19 protein-coding genes and 1 pseudogene (1 of these 20 cut by a window edge) are annotated in these 20,706 nt (G+C 42.7%); 17 read left to right on the top strand and 3 right to left on the bottom strand.

The features are described 5' to 3' along the window. Window positions 1-171 precede the first annotated feature (171 nt). The 13 genes and pseudogenes from C4K46_RS05115 (at window position 172) to C4K46_RS05055 (ending at window position 12,485) form a co-directional block, all read left to right on the top strand. Window positions 172-1,752, top strand: a complete 1,581-nt coding sequence (locus tag C4K46_RS05115) for an ATP-binding cassette domain-containing protein (protein ID WP_209627818.1) — start codon at window positions 172-174, stop codon at window positions 1,750-1,752. Window positions 1,753-1,766: 14 nt separating this feature from the next. Continuing rightward, a complete protein-coding gene (locus tag C4K46_RS05110) occupies window positions 1,767-2,252 on the top strand; it encodes a hypothetical protein (protein WP_209627817.1) in 486 nt (161 codons plus the stop codon). Window positions 2,253-2,421: 169 nt separating this feature from the next. After that, window positions 2,422-2,667, top strand: a pseudogene (locus C4K46_RS05105) (methicillin resistance protein FmtA); the annotation flags it as partial. 216 nt (window positions 2,668-2,883) lie between these two features. Continuing rightward, window positions 2,884-3,651 (top strand): YhfC family intramembrane metalloprotease, encoded by a 768-nt coding sequence (locus tag C4K46_RS05100; protein ID WP_209627816.1) that lies wholly within the window; start codon window positions 2,884-2,886, stop codon window positions 3,649-3,651. Further along, window positions 3,641-3,919 (top strand): autorepressor SdpR family transcription factor, encoded by a 279-nt coding sequence (locus C4K46_RS05095; protein WP_209627815.1) that lies wholly within the window; start codon window positions 3,641-3,643, stop codon window positions 3,917-3,919. Before C4K46_RS05100 ends, C4K46_RS05095 begins: the two co-directional genes overlap by 11 nt. After that, window positions 3,909-4,415: a DUF1648 domain-containing protein gene (locus C4K46_RS05090; RefSeq protein ID WP_209627814.1), complete on the top strand. Its 507-nt coding sequence runs from the start codon at window positions 3,909-3,911 to the stop codon at window positions 4,413-4,415. Before C4K46_RS05095 ends, C4K46_RS05090 begins: the two co-directional genes overlap by 11 nt. Window positions 4,416-4,528: 113 nt before the next feature. Beyond that, a complete protein-coding gene (locus C4K46_RS05085) occupies window positions 4,529-5,218 on the top strand; it encodes a Crp/Fnr family transcriptional regulator (RefSeq protein ID WP_209627813.1) in 690 nt (229 codons plus the stop codon). Window positions 5,219-5,343: 125 nt separating this feature from the next. After that, window positions 5,344-5,973 (top strand): hypothetical protein, encoded by a 630-nt coding sequence (locus C4K46_RS05080; RefSeq protein ID WP_209627812.1) that lies wholly within the window; start codon window positions 5,344-5,346, stop codon window positions 5,971-5,973. A 291-nt stretch (window positions 5,974-6,264) separates the two neighbouring features. Continuing rightward, window positions 6,265-6,810 carry a hypothetical protein gene (locus tag C4K46_RS05075; RefSeq protein WP_209627811.1) on the top strand — a complete coding sequence of 182 codons (546 nt, stop codon included), beginning with the start codon at window positions 6,265-6,267 and terminating at the stop codon, window positions 6,808-6,810. A 387-nt stretch (window positions 6,811-7,197) separates the two neighbouring features. Beyond that, on the top strand, window positions 7,198-8,427 hold the full coding sequence (arcA, locus tag C4K46_RS05070) for an arginine deiminase (RefSeq protein ID WP_209627810.1): 1,230 nt from the start codon (window positions 7,198-7,200) through the stop codon (window positions 8,425-8,427). A gap of 129 nt (window positions 8,428-8,556) precedes the next feature. Further along, complete coding sequence (gene argF / locus C4K46_RS05065) at window positions 8,557-9,573, top strand: ornithine carbamoyltransferase (RefSeq protein WP_209627809.1); 1,017 nt, start codon at window positions 8,557-8,559, stop codon at window positions 9,571-9,573. Window positions 9,574-9,773: 200 nt separating this feature from the next. Further along, window positions 9,774-10,721, top strand: coding sequence for a carbamate kinase (arcC, locus tag C4K46_RS05060; protein ID WP_209627808.1), 948 nt, complete (start codon window positions 9,774-9,776; stop codon window positions 10,719-10,721). 261 nt (window positions 10,722-10,982) lie between these two features. Beyond that, window positions 10,983-12,485 (top strand): YfcC family protein, encoded by a 1,503-nt coding sequence (locus C4K46_RS05055; protein ID WP_209627807.1) that lies wholly within the window; start codon window positions 10,983-10,985, stop codon window positions 12,483-12,485. 46 nt (window positions 12,486-12,531) lie between these two features. Here C4K46_RS05055 and C4K46_RS05050 read toward each other — a convergent pair whose 3' ends face one another. From C4K46_RS05050 to C4K46_RS05040, 3 genes are read right to left on the bottom strand one after another with little or no spacing between them, the layout of a single operon-like run. Continuing rightward, complete coding sequence (locus tag C4K46_RS05050) at window positions 12,532-13,002, bottom strand: arginine repressor (protein ID WP_209627806.1); 471 nt, start codon at window positions 13,000-13,002, stop codon at window positions 12,532-12,534. Between the two features lie 7 nt (window positions 13,003-13,009). Beyond that, complete coding sequence (gene queA / locus C4K46_RS05045; RefSeq protein ID WP_209627805.1) at window positions 13,010-14,041, bottom strand: tRNA preQ1(34) S-adenosylmethionine ribosyltransferase-isomerase QueA; 1,032 nt, start codon at window positions 14,039-14,041, stop codon at window positions 13,010-13,012. A gap of 8 nt (window positions 14,042-14,049) precedes the next feature. Then, window positions 14,050-14,226 (bottom strand): hypothetical protein, encoded by a 177-nt coding sequence (locus C4K46_RS05040; RefSeq protein ID WP_209627804.1) that lies wholly within the window; start codon window positions 14,224-14,226, stop codon window positions 14,050-14,052. Window positions 14,227-14,359: 133 nt separating this feature from the next. Between C4K46_RS05040 and C4K46_RS05035 the strand changes: the two genes are divergently transcribed. From C4K46_RS05035 to C4K46_RS10555, 4 genes are all read left to right on the top strand, one after another. Continuing rightward, a complete protein-coding gene (locus tag C4K46_RS05035; protein WP_209627803.1) occupies window positions 14,360-15,064 on the top strand; it encodes a glucosamine-6-phosphate deaminase in 705 nt (234 codons plus the stop codon). A gap of 209 nt (window positions 15,065-15,273) precedes the next feature. Next, the gene (locus C4K46_RS05030) at window positions 15,274-16,647 is read left to right on the top strand and encodes a DUF1958 domain-containing protein (RefSeq protein ID WP_420853775.1); all 1,374 of its coding nucleotides are present in this window, start codon (window positions 15,274-15,276) and stop codon (window positions 16,645-16,647) included. A gap of 223 nt (window positions 16,648-16,870) precedes the next feature. After that, on the top strand, window positions 16,871-17,284 hold the full coding sequence (locus tag C4K46_RS05025; RefSeq protein WP_209627802.1) for a hypothetical protein: 414 nt from the start codon (window positions 16,871-16,873) through the stop codon (window positions 17,282-17,284). A 29-nt stretch (window positions 17,285-17,313) separates the two neighbouring features. Beyond that, window positions 17,314-20,706, top strand: the 5' end (the start) of a protein-coding gene (locus tag C4K46_RS10555; RefSeq protein WP_245335142.1) for a calcium-binding protein. The gene runs 3,636 nt beyond the window's last position; 3,393 of the gene's 7,029 nt are visible here — the first part of the coding sequence; it begins with the start codon at window positions 17,314-17,316; the stop codon falls past the right edge of the window.

Raw genomic sequence — 20,706 nt, 5'->3', positions numbered from 1 at the left:
CTTGTTTTTTGCGATTTGTGTTTAGAAAATTTTCTAAATAGATAAATGAGGAAAGATGAAAAGAGAATTACTTTTGTTGCTTGTGGGCTTGCTAGCGCTTTTATCCGTCTGCTGGGCAATCCCGTCTTGGCTTATTTTAAAAGATAGACGAAAATTGGAAGGAAAAATTAAATGTTGAAAGAAATCTTACGAAAATACCGGGCTTCTTATCTGGGTGCGACTATCTTTAGCATTGGAGCAACGATTTCTATAACTTTGTTTTCTTTGCAGCTGGGAGTAGTTGTGGACAGTGCGCAGAAGGCTCATTCTAACTTGCTTGGACAATTTTTTATCTGTCTTCTTTGCATTTGTGTTTGGTCTCTTTGCAGCTTGCTGGCCATTTGGCTCAAGAACAAGCATATCAAGCAAGTCTTGGAAGAAGTGAAAATGCGGCTCTTTGCTTCTTTTTATGGCAAGGATTTGCATGACAAGGCTTCCGAGCAAGAAAATAGCTATCTCAATACAACGACCAAGAATATGGATATTTACCAAGAGAATTACTTGACCCCACGCTGTGATATTGTGGCTGCCTTTTTCTCCGTTTTCATCAGTACGCTAGCTATTTTCTGGATTGAATGGCAAATGGCTCTGGGCTTTATCCTCATCTCTATCTTGACTATGGTAGCGTCGCAAATTCCGGGTGTTTTGATGAGAAAGGCGACGGCGAATTTCACCCAGAAAAGCAATCATTTCTTGAAGCAAGTCACCAATTTTTTGGAAGGATTTGAGCAAATCAAACTCTTACAAATCCAAAAAGGGATAGTCAAGCATTTGTCTAGCAGCAACAGCGACTTTGAGCAAGCCAGAAAAAGTTACAATGTGGCAAAAGAAGGCGCTGTGAATCTGATGATGCTTTTTAGCTATCTCTCTCAGATATTTTGTCTGTCTCTGGGGATTTGGTTTGTCAGTCAAGGCTCACTGACGATTGGGGCATTGATTGCCAGTGTCCAGCTTTTGAACTTTGTTTTCACTCCTTTGCAGCTCTTTCTCAATAATAAAAATCTCATGAGCACGGTCAAGGATATTGAGAATGATGTTGATGCCAAGTTGGCTGGGAAAGAGGCGGAGCCCACTCAAAATCTGACCGAAACGATTGAGCGGATTGACTTTGAGCACCTCGGTCTGGAGCTGGGCGACAAGACTCTCTTTCAGGATTTTTCTTATCAGTTTGTCAAGGACAAGCATTATGCCATTATCGGCGAGTCCGGTCGAGGCAAGTCAACCTTGATGAAGCTCCTGCTCAATTATTTTGATAAAAAGGACTATACTGGTCAAATCATGGTCAACAACCAAGCGGTCAGCCAGCTAGTAAACGGCAGCCTTTATCAGAAAATTGCCTTTATCCAAAAGAATGACTTCTTTATCGAGGGAAGTGTAGCAGACAATATCGCGCTGTATAGGAATATCAATGTATCTGACCAAAGTGCCTTGTACCAAAGTCTGCATTTTAATGAGGATTTCTTGAGCAAGAAGCTGGACTTGGAGCGGCAGGAAGTTTCCTATGGCGAAAAGCAGCGGATTGATTTGGCGCGTTTCTTGGTCAAGGATTATGATGTGCTGATTTTTGATGAACCAACTAGCAATCTTGACCCGAATTTGGCAGCGGAAGTTATGGACTATATTTTGTCAATCAAAGACCGCATTGTCATCGTTATTACCCACAATCAAGGTCGGACTCTCTTAGACCGCTTTGATGACTGTCTGGAATTATAAATTGGAGGAAAAAAATGAAGATAAAATGGAAAGAACTCATCGCCAGCCTAATCGCTATTTGGCTACCGCTTATCTACGCTTTGTCAATCTATACTGACCTACCTCAAATAATCAGAGGGCATTTTCATTATAGAGGTCTAGGCATGCCCAAGCCAATTTTCATCTGGTTTTTGCCAGTTCTCTTGACTATTATCCAACTGATTGTTTGCTACACGACGACCATTAAGGAGATTATCGACAAGCAATTTGTCCATTTCCTTTACTGGCTGGTTCCTTTTATCAATGCTGTGGTCTATATCAGCCTTCTTCTTTATGCGCTCAATCCGGCTTTCCCGATTTTTAAGGTCAATGGGATTATGGTGGCAATTATTCTTAACGCTGTCAGCTACTTTCTCACAAGACAGTTAGTGGCAGACCAGAAGCCCGCACCACGCGTCTTAGCTTATATCTTCAGTGGCATCGGCTCAATTCTTTTCCTTGTGAGCCTCTTCCTCTTTTAAAAATGTCTGATATGAAGGGAGAGAATCATGTTTCATATTTTCGGTTTTGTTAAAATCCTGTTATTCTTTATTTTTGGCTGGTTGTGGCTTCTTCTCAGCCTGCTCGGTTTGCTCTTTTTCTTTCCTTTTTGAGTGAGCAAACTCTAGCAAATGATGATTGGAGGCAAATATGAAAAGATCATTTTTGCAAAGCGTTATGGCGTTGGTAACGTGTGGGCTGGTCGTTTTTGGAGCGACGCGTGTTCGAGCCGACGAGCAAAAGCTGTCGTCGGGCACGCCTTACGACCAAATCGGTCAGAAGATTGAGGACTACTACAAGGAGCACGAAAAAACTAGCGCAGGACTGGCGACAACGGTCTTTGACAAAGACGGCAACACTCTTTATCAGAACAATTTCGGCTATCTGGATGAAAAATAAGGCCTACCTATAAAGAGGTCTTTTAAAAGTGATTAGTAAAAGAAGTAGGAGTGCTTAAGACGAAATCGAGGTTTTATTTATTTGTTTCTTGCTAATCTGGGAAGGGCTTTATCATAAGAAGTCTTTGAGCTCTGAGTTTTCTTGTTTTTTGCCTACAAAAACAGTATAATGGAAATAATTTGAAAGTTTTCTAAATAGTTTGAGGAGGATATTATGGCAGGAAATGTCACCCATTTGAGCATTGCGCTTTTGTTAATCGTTCTTGTTATTATTGGGGCGCTAATTTATGCCCGTCGGAAAATGAAGATTTCCTTTGGGCTAGTGGGATTAGGGGCTCTAGCCTTTGTTTTGGCTGTTAATATTTTAGAAAGACTAGTCCATAGTCTGGTTTTACAGCCAAATCCAGATGCTAGTATCAGCTTAATCAGGAAAGCACCCGGGGTTTATGTCCTCTACGCTTGCTTGATGGCTGCTATATTTGAGGAAGGCGCCCGTTACTTGGTCTTTTACTGGCTTGGGAAAAAGCGGAGTTTAAGACTGACAGATGGCCTAGCCTATGGACTGGGACATGGTGGAGCCGAGTTATTTCTAGTTGGTTGGGTCACATTTTTGCTCTATCTACTGGTTTATCTGACTGGTCCTTCCGCAAAACTTCCGCCTATCATTGCCTACCAAGCTTGGTCCTTATCTCCTCTTTCTATCTATCTGGGACTGCTAGAGCGTTTACTTGCTTTTGCTCTTCAAATTTGCTTGTCTTTCTGGGTCTATTATGCTCTGGAAAAGAAAAAGATAAGCTATTTCTTCTGGGCTCTTGTCTTTCATGCTTTGTGTGATTTACCAGCAGCCCTGGGACAAGTTGGTTTATTAGGTAATATCTGGCTACTAGAGGGGAGTTTGGGTCTGTGCTTACTTGTCCTTATTTTCCTTACTAGAAAGTATATAATAGGTCCAACTTTAGGAGGTGAAAAAATTGGGAATTAGCGAAACCATGAAGGCCTTGGCCGATCCTGTTCGGCGGGAAATTTTAGAAATCTTGAAGCAAGGACCCAAGTCGGCTGGGGAAATTGCCCAGGCTTTTGATTTGACGGGGGCCACCGTTTCTTACCACTTGTCCCAGTTGAAAAAAGCAGGGCTCATCTATGAAGAACGACAAAAGAACTTTATTTACTATCATTTAGATGCGACTGTCTTTGAGGAAATTTTAGTCTGGATAACTGCTCTTGGAGGAGGAAAAAATCATGAAAAATAAGAAGAAATTAAGAGAGCTGGGGCTGACCTTTTTGGTCATCTGGTTGCCGGTCCTCTATGGACTTTCTGTCTATCAGGATTTGCCACAAAATATTAGGATACATTTTGGTTGGTCGACAGCTCAGCCGTTTGAATATATGGATAAATCCCTCTTTATCTGGGCTCTTCCTCTCTTTTTGACTCTAGTCCAAGGCTTTGTCTATTGGACTACCACCTATAAGAAGATTAGTAAATCCTCTTTTGAACATTTTATCCTATGGATTGTTCCTGTGGTTCAGGCTGTCATTTATTCTTCTGTCCTTTTTAAGGCCCTAAATGCCAGTTTTGATATTATGAAGCCGACCCTTATTCTAACAGGCCTTATCCTAGTCATTTCCGGTAATTATCTACCTAAAAAGGTGCTTGAAGAGGAAAAGCCAGCCCCTCGTCTTTTGGCCTATAGCATGGTCTTAGTTGGCTTTCTTTGTCTCTTGGCAGGCTTCTTTCTGTCTAGCTAGTTTTCTTTGAGCAGAAGTGCACAAGGCAGGGGACCTTGTAGGTATTCTTCCTTTGGTTTCAAGGTCTTTTGTGGTATAATGGTCTTGTATTTTAGATAAATGAGAAGAAGAATATGATTGATAAAGACCAGTATCAATTTATCAGAAATCACCCGGCTTTTGAGCGGCTTCCGGTAGAATATCTGGATAAATTGGCAACCGAGATTCATTTTCGGAAAATTCCCAAGGGACAGATTATTTTTTTTGAAGGAGATCGCAGGGACCGCCTCTTTCTTATTTATAAGGGTTACGTGCGGATTGAGCAGTATGACCAAACGGATAGTTTCTCCTATATCGACTACATCAAGGAGGGAGCTGTCTTTCCTTATGGGGGTCTTTTTTACGAGAAAAACTATCATCATACAGCCAGCGCCATGACCAATTTGGAGTATTTCACTATTCCGGTTGATTTGTTTGAAAAGTATTCCAGACACAGTAGTGACCAACTGATTTTTCTGGCCCAGGCCCTCTCGCAAATCCTCTCTTTTCAGGAATTGCGCCTGATGAATGTGGTGGTTGCTAGCGCGACCGAAAGAGTCATCCAAACCTTATCCGTCCTCTGTCGGGATTTTTGCCAGGAGAGAGACGATATTCCCTTTCCTTTGAGTATGAAAGAGCTGGCCAAGCTAGGGGCAACCACCCGCGAAACGGTCAACCAAGTCCTAAAAAAATTGTTGGAAGAGGGCAAGATTGCCTATGAGCACAAGATACTAACCTTCTTGGACAAGGAAGCTTTCTTAAAGTATTTTAGCCCTCTAGATTAGTGGTAATATTTGATAAAAAAACAGAGGTCGTTTAGGCCTCTGTTTTACAGAAATAGGGTTTATTCTTGGAACTTGCTCAGACTTGGGTTATAATAGAGAGAAAATAGAAAGAGAAAAAAGACTTCATGATTAAAAAGATTTTCAAATTTATTGCCCTAGTCCTAGTCTTGCTGGTTCTTGCCTTGCTTTTCCTAGTTCAGGGCTCGGTCAAGTCATCAGAGCAACTTAAAAACCTGCCCAAGCCCAACAGTATCGCAGAGATTCTAGACTTATCCAAGGCTAACTACAATCTTACTTCTGATGGCCTCACTACGGATTTATTGCTGGATAGTCGACAGTTTAGCCAGTTAATCAAATTTTCTAGTCAGGACGACCAAGGAAGCGAGCAGAATATGGCCTTTACGATTGAGGGAGACCATCTGCGGATACAGTCACCAGTCAAACTAGCCTTTCTAGATAGCAAGGCCGATATTGATGCTGTTCCTCGAGTGGTTGAGAATCAGCTGGAATTAGAATTCAAGGCTGTCCGCTTGGGGAATTTGCCGATTCCAAAGTCTATCCTCATCAACCAGCTTAAAACGAGCTTAGGAGACCAGGATAATGTTCGTCTTGTGGGAGACCGGCTTCGTATCGACCTACCCCAGACCTTTTTCACAGTCAAGCAAGTAGAGGTCAAGGATAGCAAGCTAGCCCTACAAGTCAGCCTCTCTCAAAACCTACTTGATAGCCTAAACGGACTGATGAATACCAACTAATTTAAAGGAAAAGACCGAGCCTTAAGGCCGGTTTTTTGCTGCTTTTAAAAGGGATGATTGGCTTAGATGGACCTTAGATTCCCAGACTTAGATATGATACAATATAGAAAGATTTATAGGTTTTCATTCTAATTCTGATATTAAGAGCAAAGGACTTATAAAAGCAGAGCTCAACTCATGGAAGAGTCTCTTATCGGGAGGTTATGGAGATAATTTAGGAGAAGATGGTAAGCCAAATGATGCAGATATGATTCAAGATGGTATTGATGACTTTAAGAAAGGACATACTAAATGATTTCACTTCTCTTATTATTCTTGATATTACTAATCCTCACTTTTGTGACTTCCTTTTTGATGAGGGGGCAAAAAAAGCGATATTTATTGCTTATTCTTTTTTTACTGTATTCGGTTAGTATCTTTTCTTTTGTTATCTGGGTAAAAAATCTTGGAGTTTATACCCTAAGACCGGGAGAAAGTATTAAGATAGAAGTTAAGTCTTTGAGTCACCAGACCGAGTATAGTTCAGAACTTATACTTGATAATTTAAGTGGAGGCAAACTTGAATTAACAGGAGACGATAGCCGCTATTGGGTAGAGTTAGGAAGATTTCTTGAAGACAGCATATATTATGATATAGAAGAGCAGACGATTGAAAATTCTGATAAAAAGGTTCCCAATTCTCCCAGTCGTGATGTCTATCTAAAAGGTCCTAAGTTAATTGTTCAGGCCAAAGGGAAAAGAGTGTTTAGTGTAACCAGTGCAAAAAAATATCATCTAATCATTAAAAATCTGTCCGACAAGCCTGCCCACTTTGAGGCTAGAGTAGTCAACCGTTAAGTCTTTATCGCTAGTAAGTAGTAGGTCTAAAAGCTCACCCTTGTGGTTGGGCTTTTTCTTATATTCTCATTTAGAATGGATGAAAGGACTAGTTGGGTAGCTAACCAAGGGTTGGCCTAGCTAGCGGTTACTTCCTATATTAAAATATTTTTAGCAAAAAACAAAAAAATAATTATCTAGTGAACTAATAAAAGATAGAAAATATTCATATAAAACGGTTTATTGTAGATTTTTATTCTATTTTTTATAAAATAATGCCAAATCCTTTGCATTCAAAGTGTAAAATAATTGGTGAAAGCGTTAACAAAGAGTGCTACAATAGGATTTGTAAAAAGGACTTGGGAGAAAATCCTAGGTTACAAGAATAATCAATAAGGGGGACAGCAGATGTCTACACATCCTATTCATGTCTTTTCAGAAATTGGAAAACTGAAAAAAGTCATGTTGCACCGTCCAGGTAAGGAGCTTGAAAACTTACTACCTGACTATCTAGAACGCCTTCTTTTCGATGATATTCCATTCTTGGAAGATGCTCAAAAAGAACACGATGCCTTTGCTCAAGCTCTTCGCAATGAAGGTGTTGAAGTACTTTATGTTGAAAAACTTGCTGCTGAATCACTGACTTCACCAGAAATTCGTCAAGAATTTATCGAAGAGTGGTTGGAAGAAGCAGGTATTCGGGGTCGTGAAACCAAGAAGGCTGTTCGGGCAGCCTTGGAAGCTATTGAAGACAATCAAGAATTGATTGAAAAAACAATGGCAGGTTTCCAAAAATCAGAATTGCCTGAAATTCCTGAATCTCAAAAAGGCTTGACTGACCTAGTGGAATCTGATTATCCATTTGCGGTTGATCCAATGCCTAACCTTTACTTCACTCGTGACCCATTTGCAACTATGGGAAATGCAGTATCCCTCAACCACATGTATGCGGATACTCGTAACCGCGAAACCATCTATGGTAAATACATCTTCAAATACCACCCAGTATATGGTGGCAAGGCTGAACTAGTCTATGACCGGACAGAAGACACTCGGATTGAGGGTGGAGATGAATTGGTTCTTTCTAAAGATGTCCTTGCGGTAGGTATTTCCCAACGTACAGATGCTGCATCTATCGAAAAACTCTTGGTCAACATCTTCAAGAAAAACGTTGGCTTCAAGAAAGTATTGGCCTTTGAATTTGCCAACAACCGTAAGTTCATGCACTTGGATACAGTCTTTACCATGGTTGACTATGACAAGTTCACTATTCACCCAGAAATTGAAGGCGATCTTCGCGTTTACTCTGTAACTTATGAAAATGACGCCTTGAAGATTGTTGAAGAACATGGTGACTTGGCTGAAGTCTTGGCTGAAAACTTGGGCGTAGAAAAGGTTCACTTGATTCGTTGTGGTGGAGGCAATATCGTTGCTGCTGCTCGTGAACAATGGAACGATGGCTCAAATACTCTCACCGTAGCACCAGGTGTCGTAGTCGTTTATGACAGAAACACTGTAACCAATAAGATTTTGGAAGAATACGGCCTACGCTTGATTAAGATTCGCGGAAGTGAATTGGTTCGCGGTCGTGGTGGACCTCGTTGTATGTCTATGCCATTTGAACGTGAAGATCTCTAGAAGTAACTGGCTTTCTAGCCCAGCCCCCTGTTTAAGCTCTCTTGGCTGATAGGACCGGTATAGAAAGCCCTATCTTCACTAGTAGTTTGATTTATTTACATTATTTTAAGAAAGAGGATTGATAATAAAATGACAACATCAGTATTTAAAGGTAGAAGTTTCCTTGCAGAAAAAGACTTTAGTCGTGCAGAATTGGAATGGTTGATTGACTTTTCTGCTTTCTTGAAAGATTTGAAGAAACGCAATATTCAACACCGTTACCTAGAAGGCAAAAACATTGCTCTCTTGTTTGAAAAGACTTCAACTCGTACTCGTGCAGCCTTCACAACAGCTTCTATCGACCTTGGTGCTCATCCAGAATACCTCGGAGCGAACGACATCCAACTCGGCAAAAAAGAATCAACAGAAGACACTGCTAAGGTTCTTGGCCGTATGTTCGACGGGATTGAATTCCGTGGATTCAGCCAACGCATGGTTGAAGAATTGGCTGAACACTCAGGTGTTCCAGTATGGAATGGTTTAACTGACGAATGGCACCCAACTCAAATGTTGGCTGACTACTTGACAGTTAAAGAAAACTTTGGAAAATTAGAAGGTTTGACTCTGGTTTACTGTGGTGATGGCCGTAACAACGTTGCCAACAGCCTCTTGGTAACTGGTGCAATCCTTGGTGTAAATGTTCACATCTTCTCACCAAAAGAACTCTTCCCAGAAAAAGAAATCGTTGAATTAGCAGAAGGCTTTGCAAAAGAGTCTGGCTCTCGTATCCTCATCACTGAAGATGCTGACGAAGCAGTGAAGGGCGCTGATGTTCTCTACACTGACGTTTGGGTATCTATGGGTGAAGAAGACAAGTTTGCTGAGCGTGTAGCCCTCCTTAAACCTTACCAAGTAAATATGGACTTGGTTAAGAAAGCTGGCAATGAAGACCTTATCTTCTTGCACTGCTTGCCTGCCTTCCACGATACAGAAACTGTCTACGGTAAAGACGTTGCTGAAAAATTCGGCGTAGAAGAAATGGAAGTTACAGACGAAGTCTTCCGCAGCAAGTACGCTCGTCACTTCGACCAAGCTGAAAACCGCATGCACACTATCAAGGCGGTTATGGCAGCTACTCTTGGTGACCTCTTCATTCCAAAAGTGTAAACTAGAAACCATAATACCAACAGCGATGAGGGCTGCGACTATAGCTTTAGTCCAGTCCTCATTTTTCATGAAAGTTTCTTTTATGAAGTCATTCAAAAAAAAGAAAAGGAGCAGGCAGAGCCTGACCTGTGAGTCCCGATTATGCAGTCTCAGGGGCTCGCAGGGGACTTTTCTAGGATAAAATAAGGAGAATATGATAAATGGCAAATCGTAAAATCGTCGTTGCTTTGGGAGGAAATGCAATCCTTTCATCAGACCCATCAGCTAAGGCTCAACAAGAGGCTTTGGTGGAAACAGCCAATCACTTGGTTAAATTGATTAAAAATGGAGATGACTTGATCATCACTCATGGGAACGGTCCACAAGTTGGGAACCTGTTGCTTCAACATTTGGCAGCTGATTCTGAAAAGAACCCAGCTTTCCCGCTTGATTCCTTGGTTGCTATGACTGAAGGAAGTATCGGTTTCTGGTTGCAAAATGCTTTGCAAAATGCCCTCCTCAAAGAAGGCATTCAAAAAGAAGTAGCTTCTGTGGTTACCCAAGTTGTGGTTGACAAAAATGACCCAGCCTTCAGCAACCTCAGCAAGCCAATCGGACCTTTCTACTCAGAAGAAGAAGCAAAAGCAGAAGCTGAAAAGAGTGGCGCAACCTTCAAGGAAGATGCTGGTCGTGGTTGGAGAAAGGTTGTTGCTTCACCAAAACCAGTGGACATCAAGGAAATCGAAACTATTCGCACCCTCTTGAATGATGGCCAAATCGTCGTTGCTGCTGGTGGTGGCGGAATCCCTGTTGTCAAAGAAGCAGATGGCAGCCTTCATGGAGTTGAGGCGGTTATCGACAAGGACTTTGCTTCACAACGTTTGGCAGAATTAGTCGAAGCAGACCTCTTCATCGTCTTAACTGGTGTAGACTATGTCTTTGTTAACTACAACAAGCCAGACCAAGCAAAATTAGAGCGCGTCAATGTAGCCCAATTAGAAGAATACATCAAACAAGATCAATTTGCTCCAGGAAGCATGCTACCTAAGGTTGAGGCAGCTATTGCCTTTGTCAATGGCCGTCCAGAGGGAGAAGCGGTTATTACTTCCCTTGAAAACCTAGGAGCTCTGATTGAGTCTGAAAGTGGAACCATTATTGAAAAAGGATAGAAAGTAGGTCGGTTGAGTCGACCTTGGTCGGTCGATTTCAACCTGCTTTCTTCTGTTTAGTAGGATGTCATTTGAAAGGAGAGTTTCACTGCAGCCTCTTGCCTTCTTTCATATTTTAAAGAAAAAATTTCCTGAAAACTTCTGATTTCTTTCAGATGACCTAGTCTTTTTTAGGTAAATATGTTAAAATAGTTAATGAAAGGTAAGCGCTTTTATAAAGAAACAAAACCGTTTCAATTTTATTCTATTTGGGAGGAAAAAATGAGCGAAAAAAATAAAAAAAGGTTTAAGATGCCTTCATCTTATTCCGTCTTGATTATCATTATTGCCATTATGGCAGTTTTGACTTGGATTATTCCAGCTGGTCAATATGAAGCTGATAAGGCCGGTAAGTTGATTGCTGGAACCTATAAAACCGTTGCCCAAAACCCACAGGGAATTTGGGACATCCTGATGGCACCGATTCGGGCCATGCTAGGAACTGAAACAGTCGGCAAGGCCATCGACGTTGCCTTCTTCATCCTGATGGTTGGTTCTTTCCTAGGTGTGGTTAACGAAACAGGAGCCCTCGATGTAGGGATTGCCTCTATCGTGAAAAAATACAAGGGCCGCGAAAAGATGCTGATTGTGATTCTCATGCCTTTGTTTGCCCTTGGGGGAACAACTTATGGTATGGGTGAAGAAACCATGGCCTTCTATCCCCTCCTTGTACCGGTTATGATGGCGGTTGGTTTTGACAGCCTGACCGGGGTAGCTATCATTCTCTTGGGTTCACAGATTGGTTGCTTGGCCTCCATTCTCAACCCCTTTGCGACTGTTATCGCCTCAGAAGCAGCTGGTGTTCCAACTGCCGATGGGATTCTCTGGCGTATCCTTCTCTTTGTAGTTATGACTGCACTTAGCACCTACTTTGTTTACCGCTATGCAGACAAGATTCAAAAAGATCCAACCAAATCCCTGGTTTATAGCACTCGTGAGGAAGACTTGAAACACTTCAATGTTAGCGAAAGTGAAGCTGCTCCTTCAACCCTGAGCAAGAAACAAAAGCAAGTCCTGGTCCTCTTTGTCTTGACCTTTGTCTTGATGATTGCTAGCTTCATTCCTTGGACCGACCTTGGAATCAGCTTCTTTGCTGACTTTAACAAGTGGATTACTGGTCTACCAGTCTTGGGCCAAATCGTTGGTAAATCAACTTCAGCCCTAGGTACTTGGTACTTCCCAGAAGGAGCAATGCTCTTTGCGGTTATGGCTATCATCATCGGCTTTGTTTACCGCATGGAAGAAGAACGCTTCATCACTGTCTTTATGAATGGTGCAGCTGACCTCTTAGGGGTTGCCCTCATTGTAGCTGTTGCGCGTGGTATCCAAGTCATCATGAATGACGGTATGATTACTGCAACCATCCTTCACTGGGGTGAGCAAGGTCTAAAAGGTCTATCTTCACAAGTCTTTATCGTTTTGACCTACATCTTCTACCTACCAATGTCCTTCTTGATTCCATCTTCATCTGGTTTAGCCAGTGCGACAATGGGAATCATGGCACCGCTTGGTAAATTCGTTAATGTACCAGCAAGCTTGATTATCACCGCTTACCAATCTGCTTCTGGTCTCCTTAACCTGGTTGCTCCAACTTCTGGTATCGTTATGGGAGCCTTGGCTCTGGGCCGTATCGAGCTGGGAACCTGGTGGAAATTTGTCGGCAAATTTATCCTAGTCTTGATGGCCATCAGTATCGCCGTCTTGATTCTAGCAACCTTCTTTTAAGAATTAAAGAAAGAAACAACCAAGGCCTTGCCTTGGTTGTTTTAGTTTATTTACTAAAGAAAAATGGGGGGGTAAATTCTTTTAGCTTGTTAAAGCAGGCTTGGGCTCCATCAGAGTCCTCGCAGATAATCAGACAGACATCGTCCCCACAGACGGTAGCGATAATTTCAGATAGCTCTAGGGCATCAAGAATGGCACCGAAGGATTGGGCTAGTCCAGGTAGGGTTTTCATAACGACTTGATTTTGCACGGGCCGCAGCATGACTAGGGCGTCCTCCATATAAAAGCGGAGGCGTTTCTCCCAGCGAGAGGGGGCAATGCTATTGATGACATAGTAGGAGGTGTCATTTTCATTGACCTTGACTAGATTGAGTGATTTCATGTCCCGCGAGAGGGTCGACTGGGTCACATTGACTCCATTTGCTTGGAGCAATTCTTGGAGTTCCTGCTGGGTCCGAATCTTTTTTTCAAGGACCAGGGAGCGAATGAGGCGGTGGCGACTTTCGATTTTATTCATAGGCTAGCTACTCCTTAATAAACATGGCATCACCGAAGCTAAAGAAGCGGTAATGCTGGGCGATAGCGTGCTGATAAGCCTCTAGGGTCAATTTGCGACCGGCAAAGGCGGCAACCAGCATGACCAGGGTTGACTTGGGGAGGTGAAAGTTGGTAGAAAAGGCATCGACAATTTTCCAATCATAACCTGGCTTGATAAAGATATTGGTCCAACCAGAGTCGGCCTTAATCTGGCCGTCAAACTTGCTGCCGATAGTTTCCAGAGTCCGGATAGAAGTCGTTCCGACAGCGATAATCCGACCTCCCTCGGCCTTGGTCTGGTTGAGGGTTTGGGCGGCTTCTGGAGATAGCTGGTAGAATTCGGAGTGCATCTCATGCTCGTCCAGATTATCGGTAGAGACAGGACGGAAGGTTCCTAGGCCCACATGGAGGGTCAGATAGACTAGGCGGACTCCCTTAGCAGCGATTTTATCTAGAAGTTCCTGGGTAAAGTGGAGACCAGCTGTTGGAGCTGCGGCCGATCCGTTTTCCTTGGCATAGACGGTTTGATAGCGTTCTCGATCAGCCAATTTTTCATGGATGTAAGGGGGCAGGGGCATTTCTCCCAGGCTTTCTAAGACCTCTAGGAAAATTCCCTCATAGCTAAAGCGGACAATCCGGCCCCCATGCTCTAACTCTTCTAGGACCTGGGCCTTGAGGCGGCCATCTCCAAAGCTAATGCTGGCTCCCACCTTTAGGCGCTTGGCAGGCTTGGCTAGGACTTCCCAAGAGTCGCCCTCGATATTTTTTAGGAGGAGCAATTCCACATGACCACCTGTCTGGTCCTTACTGCCGTAGAGTCTGGCTGGGAGGACCCGGGTATTATTCATCACCAAGGCATCGCCAGGATTGAGATAGTCGATAATCTGATCAAAGTGCTGGTCAGTAATCTGGCCAGTTTTTCGGTCAAGCACTAAAAGGCGAGAAGCATCCCGCTTTTCAAGAGGAGTTTGGGCGATTAGCTCCTCTGGCAGATGAAAGTCAAAATCAGCAGTGTTCATGGTTTCTCCTATAGGGCTTGGGAAATGGTGATAAAGAAGTAGAGAATTAGCAGGAAGGGAAGAGCCATTAAGACAATACCCAAGATTCTCAAGACGATTTTCCAAGTCCGACTCTTTTTCAAAAAGAAACTGATAAGAAAGAGGATAAGACCAGTTATAAAAATAAATAAAGTTTGTAGTATCATTCCTCTATTATATCATGGAGGCCCTTTTTTGTCTCCTATTAGTCTATAAAAAAGGGGCTGGTTGAGCCTCCTTTTTCTTGACAAAAATTGGTCTATACCATATAATAGAATTAGAAATGAACGGAGGTGTCAGATGAAAGTTATTCAAGTTGAAAATCCAGCAGCAGGTGGAAAAGTTGCCCTGGACCTCCTGCGCCAAAAACTGGCAGCAGGGGCCTCTACTCTAGGCCTAGCAACGGGAAGCAGCCCCTTGGACTTTTATCGGGAGCTGATAGCTAGTGAGCTAGATACCAGTCACTTGGTCAGTGTCAACCTAGACGAGTATGTGGGGTTAGACGGTCAAGACCCTCAGTCCTATCAATACTTTATGCAGGACAAGCTCTTTGCTCATAAGCCCTTTAAGGCTAGCTTTTTGCCCAATGGCAAGGCCAGTGATTTGCAAGCAGAGGTAGAGCGTTACAATCAAGTCTTGGCGGATTATCCCGTGGACTTACAGATTTTGGGTATCGGTAGAAATGGCCATATTGGCTTTAACGAGCCTGGGACTAGCTTTGAGAGCCAGACCCATCTGGTTGATTTGGCTAGCTCGACCATTGAGGCCAATGCTCGCTTCTTTGAGCGCCTAGAAGATGTACCAACCCAGGCCCTGTCCATGGGGATTGCTAATATTATGCAGGCTAAGTCCATTATCCTCTTTGCTTATGGCCAAGCCAAGGCCCAGGCTATTCGGGGTATGGTGCAGGGGCCAATTACAGAGGAGCTACCTGCTAGTGTCCTACAAAAGCATCCAGATGTAGTGCTTATTGGAGATCAGGCAGCTCTTAGCCTCTTAGACTAAGGGGGTAACTTAAAAATGAGGGTCAAGTCCAGTCTTAAGAATAGTCTGGGCTTGGTCTTTACTCAACCTATCTTTCTAGCTCTTGGACTGGCTGGAAAGATTTTTTTATAAAATTAGAAAAAATACAGCAAGTCCTTAGAAAAAGAGGGCTCTCCTTGTGAAAAATGTGGTATACTAGATAGGAATGAGTTTCTATTAGGAGGAATATTGTGAAAAAAATCACCCTAGCAACTGGCCTAGTACTTGCTGGTTTTTTCTTACCCTTGGTCGGTCGAGCTGACGACTTGATGGATATTACCCGCCAGGCTGGTTATTCAGATGTTCAAGAAATCAATCGTCCCAAGTCCTCGATTATTATCGATGGCAATACAGGGGATATTCTCTGGCAGGACAATGTGGATGAGGTTCGGGATCCAGCCAGCATGAGTAAGCTGATGACCCTCTATCTGACCTATGAGGCCATTAGTCAGGGCAAGCTGACCGAGGAGACGACGATTAAGGCGACGGCTACGGATCAGGCCATCGCGGGAATTTATGAGATTTCTAATAATAAGATTGTGGCTGGAGTGGACTATACGGTATCCGAGCTGATTACCATGACGGCTGTTCCCTCCTCCAATGCGACAACAGTCATGCTGGCCAATTACCTCTCGAATAATGATCCGGATGTCTTCTTAGACATGATGAATGCCAAGGCCAAGGAGCTAGGTATGACCAATACCAAGTGGTTTAATGCCAGTGGTGCCGCAGCAGTTTCTTTCAAGGGCCTCTATAATCCCCAACGCTATGATATTTATGAGGCCAACCAGACGACAGCGCGTGATTTAGCTATTTTAGGCTATCACTTTGTCAAGAATCATCCGGCTATCTTAAACCATACCAATAAGCCGGTGGTGACGGTTAAGGAGGGAACTCCCTACCAAGAGACTTTTGAGACCTATAACTACTCTCTTCCCGGAGCCAAGTATGGGATTGAGGGTGTGGACGGTCTTAAGACCGGCTCAAGTCCTAAGGGAGCCTTTAACTATATTGCCAGCATTAAAAGAGGAGACCAACGCCTAATCAGTGTCATTATGGGGGTTGGTGACTGGTCGGACCAAAATGGGGAGTATTACCGTCATCCCTTTGGCAATGCCTTGATTGAAAAGAGCTATGCGGACTATGAGTACAAGAAAATCTTGCCAGCTGGCCAGCATGAAATCAATGGGGAGACCTATAAGTTAACCAAGGATTTTTATGCAACAGTTAAAAAGGGGAGCAATCCCAAGCTAGTGGTTGAGAATCATCGCTTGCGGGTCGATAATGGCCTAGAAACGGTGACTACTCTGATTTCAGATGGCGTCGAAGTAGAAGAAGTCCAGGAAAATATGATGGATACAGCCAAGGAGGTAGCCAGCCAGCCAATCAGTGGTAAGTCCTGGTTCAAGCTCTTGATTAAGCACAAGCTCCTTTGGGGCATTCCTTTCCTGATTTTCTTTATCATTGTTTATTTGGAAATTCGGAGGAAGAATAAAAAGAAAGCCCGCCAGTCAGCCTCTAATCGGACCGATTATCAGGCAGGTAGCTCACGACGCGAGCGCTAGGAAAATGAAAATAGCACCAAGCACCTTGTCAGCCTCTATCGGCCGACGAGGTGTTTTTTGCTGGATAAAAACTAGGATAAAAAAGTCTGGAAAATTATTCCCTAGCACTGAAAAAATCAGCAGAAAAACCGTCAAAATAGAACAAGCTGTCTAAAAAAGCGATTTCAAATAGAGAAAAAATAGGGTATAATTGGAAAGGAAATAAATTTAAGGAGGAATCACAATGGGATTCGTAAAGGAAAGACCTATTCCGGCAGACGGAGTAGAATTGTTAAAGGCACATGGGATGTACACTGACTGGGTAGCTGGTGTAAGTAGATGGGCTGCAGAGAGAGAGAGAGAGAGTTATCTAGTCTGTACATATTCTGGGGGACTAGATGATGAGTTTGCTAATACCTATGGGCTACTTTTTGAGGGCTATGTCATTTACTTTGTTGTGCTACGATTTTGGACTGTCAAAGACTGGGTCATTAAAGATAAAAAAGTAATTGAACCTGCAGAAACTGCACTTGATATTCAAGACTTAGTCATTCCACCAGAGTTAGCAAATAGACGTGACGAGGTCTTAGAGGCTATCATAGAAGGCATGGCAGCACTATTAGATGGTGATATTGTTACAATAAAGAACATTTTCTAAAATTACTTATTTTAAAAAGGGGATAAAGAATGGCATATAAAAGTAAGGCAGATATTATCGCTTGGTTGAGAAACCATGCGCCGGTTGATAAGACTGGTTTAGAAGATTTTGCTAGGGAGCTAGGAGAGCAGATTAAGCAGATGGATTTCCGTGCCTCTAATGGGGGTGCTGCCATGGCTTATTCGGGCTCTACGAGTAATGGTAAAGGGACGAGATCTGCCGTCTATCTAACGGTAGACACCATGGTCGGACAGAGTGGTGGGAAAGCTGCTTATATCAATAATGGTGCGGAAAATATCCTAAATGATGATGAATTTAAAAAAGTACTAGATTCAGTTGTTGAAAATGATAAAATACGTGATAGAATTATAGGTGGAGACTGGGACACATATCATAATGATGTCCGTTTGAAGTATTCTTATGGAAATAATTTATCGCTTAACGACTTGGTTTCCAAACATTTTATGCTTCATAATGCCAAGGGAGATGTGCCTGTCCTAGTAGGGGCTGCGTCTCGCTCAGATAGTGTCTTAGTGACGACGGAGTTAAAAGTCTTGATTGACCAGTCAAAGGAAGTGACGCATGTCATGGGCCTTCCCGTCGAAAAGCTTCGTCCCTTAGATGATATGCAGCGTTTCCAACTGGTCAAGGAAGCCTCTCTTCGTTGGCAGGAGAAAGGAACTATTTATCGTGTTACTCATGACTCTCAAGGGAAGAAACTAAAGGATCCTCTTGAGTATATCGACCTCAGTCAGACAGAATATAGCCAAAAGCAAGGTCTCAAGTTTCAGCAACCAAAAGGTGCAGAAGCTATAGAAACCAATCGAACACGGGCAACAAGGGAATTGCTCAAGACTGGTAATTTAACAGCTGAGCAAGAGCGGAAAGTCTACGATATTATCTCGGGAAAGAATCAAGAGATTGATAGCAACTTAAAGAATGCTGAACTAATTTTTGATAAAGATGGCAAGTTTAAGGATGTGGTGCCTAAAGGTCAGAAAAGCAAGGGTGCTAAGACTGAAGGGTATAGGGTAGATTTTGATGATTACAAGCTTTTTAAAAGTAATTATGAAATGAGCAAGGACTATCCAAATTTCAATAAATTAACGGCTCTGGAACAGCTCGAACTGAAAAAGAGTAGACTTGTCCATGAAAGAGTAAATCATGCTTTTAAGGGCGAAATATCCGCAGAGCAACAAAGGAAAATTAGTGATATCGTTCGTGGAAAACATAATCAGATTGATGCAGACTTTAAAAACGCCTCCTTTATCTATGATAAGAATGGTCATTTAAAGGATATTGTTCCCAACTCTGCCCTGACTGGAAAACCCAAGAAAGGAAAGGGTGAATTTGATGTTCTCTATGATGAAATCAAACATTTTTCACAGGACAAAATTTTAGAGAAACGTTTTGAAGGCTATTCAGATTTAACTCCACATGAAAAAATGAAGGTGAAAGTAGGGGATGCCCAGATTCATAAAATGCTGGACGACGCTTACTATAAACCTTCTAAGGTAGCAACCGCTCGTTATCTACAAGCGTCAGGGAAAAAGGCACATAAATTAACCTCTTTTGACCGATGGTTGATTGGCCTAGGAGAAAAAGCATCTCATGGTGATGAAAAAGCTGTGAGAGAAATTTCTAGGTTTTCCGATACTTATAGAGAGCTTGGAAAAATTGGCAGTAGTGTTTTAAAGTGGGTAGATAGAGGATTTACAGCTGTAGAGTTTGTAAAGACAGCTTTAGATGTTGCTCCTGACTATTATGCTGGTAATTATGAACGGGGGAATGCCAGACTAGCTCATAAGTTGATTGAATCTGGAATTACAGCAGGTCTAGGACATCTTGCGATTACTAGTTCTGTTGCTCAATCCCTACTTGGTTTAGTCGGAGTGTTATCGGGAGGCTCTGCTCTCGGAGTTGCTATGGCCGGTTTGGCACTTGGTTTTGTGGTATATAACATTACAGGTATGCTTGGAAGTGCAATTGCTGATTGGCTCTTAGGCGAACAACTGAAGCAATTTGAAGGAGCTTCGTCTGCCAGACCTGTGGATCCCTTGGTGCTGGACTTGGCGGGCAATGGCTTCAATCCAACATCGCTAGAAGAGGGCGTTCACTTTGACTTAGATCAAAATGGTTTCGCTGAGCGAATGAGTTGGATTCAAGGAGATGATGCTTTCTTGGCTTTTGACCGCAATGGTGACGGCAAGATCAATGATGGTAGCGAACTTTTTGGCGATCATACCAAGTTGAAAAATGGTCAGTTTGCCAAGGGAGGCTTTGAAGCTCTAAGTGATTATGATGATAATAAAGACCAAGTCATTGACAGCCAAGATGAGATTTACAAATCATTATTGGTATGGCAAGACAGAAATCAAAATGGCCAGTCAGAAAAAGAGGAACTTTATACCTTAGAAGAGGCGGGTATCAAGGCTATTCAGCTAAAAGCTGAGCGTAGTGGTGAGACCACTGTATCAGGTACAGTAATTGGTAATGTAGCTACATTTACCAAGGATGGTAATGGAACATCTAACTTAGCTGAGTATTGGGTGAGAAAGAGTTCACAGGATACGCAAAACTTAGTTGAGGTCGAGGTTTCAGAAGATATTCGTGCTTTACCAAATGTAAAAGGAATGGGACTTCTTCCCTCTCTTCATCAAGCGCTGATGAATGATGCTATCAAGCAACCGCTGAAAGCAACTCTGGAAGCCTTTACGAAAGAAAAAGACTCTCAGGAGCAGATTCGATTAGTTGAAAAGATGCTCGGCATTATGACTAAGTCATCAGAAATTGCAGAAGGAAGCCGTGGTTCTCACATGGATGCTCGCCATCTGCATATAGTAGAGCAGATGTTGGGGCAAAAATTTGTAGGAACTTCAGGAGCTAATCCTCATAACGGTTCAGCGCCTCAGTTGAAGCAAATTTATGATAATTTGGTGCAGGGTTATTACTATACTTTGATGGAGCAAACACACTTGCGTGAACTGACGCCATATCTTCGTACAGTGGAAGAAAAACAGGTGGACATGTCTCTCTTAGATCGTGTTCTGCCAGTTCAACATGCAACTGTTCAAGTTCGGAAGCCAGAATTGGGATACTTAGCTGGATATCTTAAATTCCTTGAAAAGCAAGGATTTGCAGGTTATGAATCCTTTAAGAATCAGTATGGTAGTCTATCCTATGATTTGATGAAGACAATTGTTATCGGCTCAAGAGACTTAGTTGTCGGGACAAATAAAGATGATAACCTACAAGTTAAAGATGGTAAATCTGGCATCCAAGCTGGAGCAGGCAACGACACCTTAAATGGTTCATCCCAGGCAGATACTCTCTATGGCGAAGCAGGAGATGACACCCTAAATGGGAATAATGGCAATGATATCCTAGACGGTGGTACCGGTAATGATAAGCTCTATGGTGGT

Origin of the sequence: Streptococcus oricebi (assembly GCF_017883985.1) — a bacterium.
In the GTDB taxonomy this organism is placed as follows: Bacteria; Bacillota; Bacilli; order Lactobacillales; family Streptococcaceae; genus Streptococcus; species Streptococcus oricebi.
This window is presented reverse-complemented; position numbering and strand designations above follow the sequence as displayed.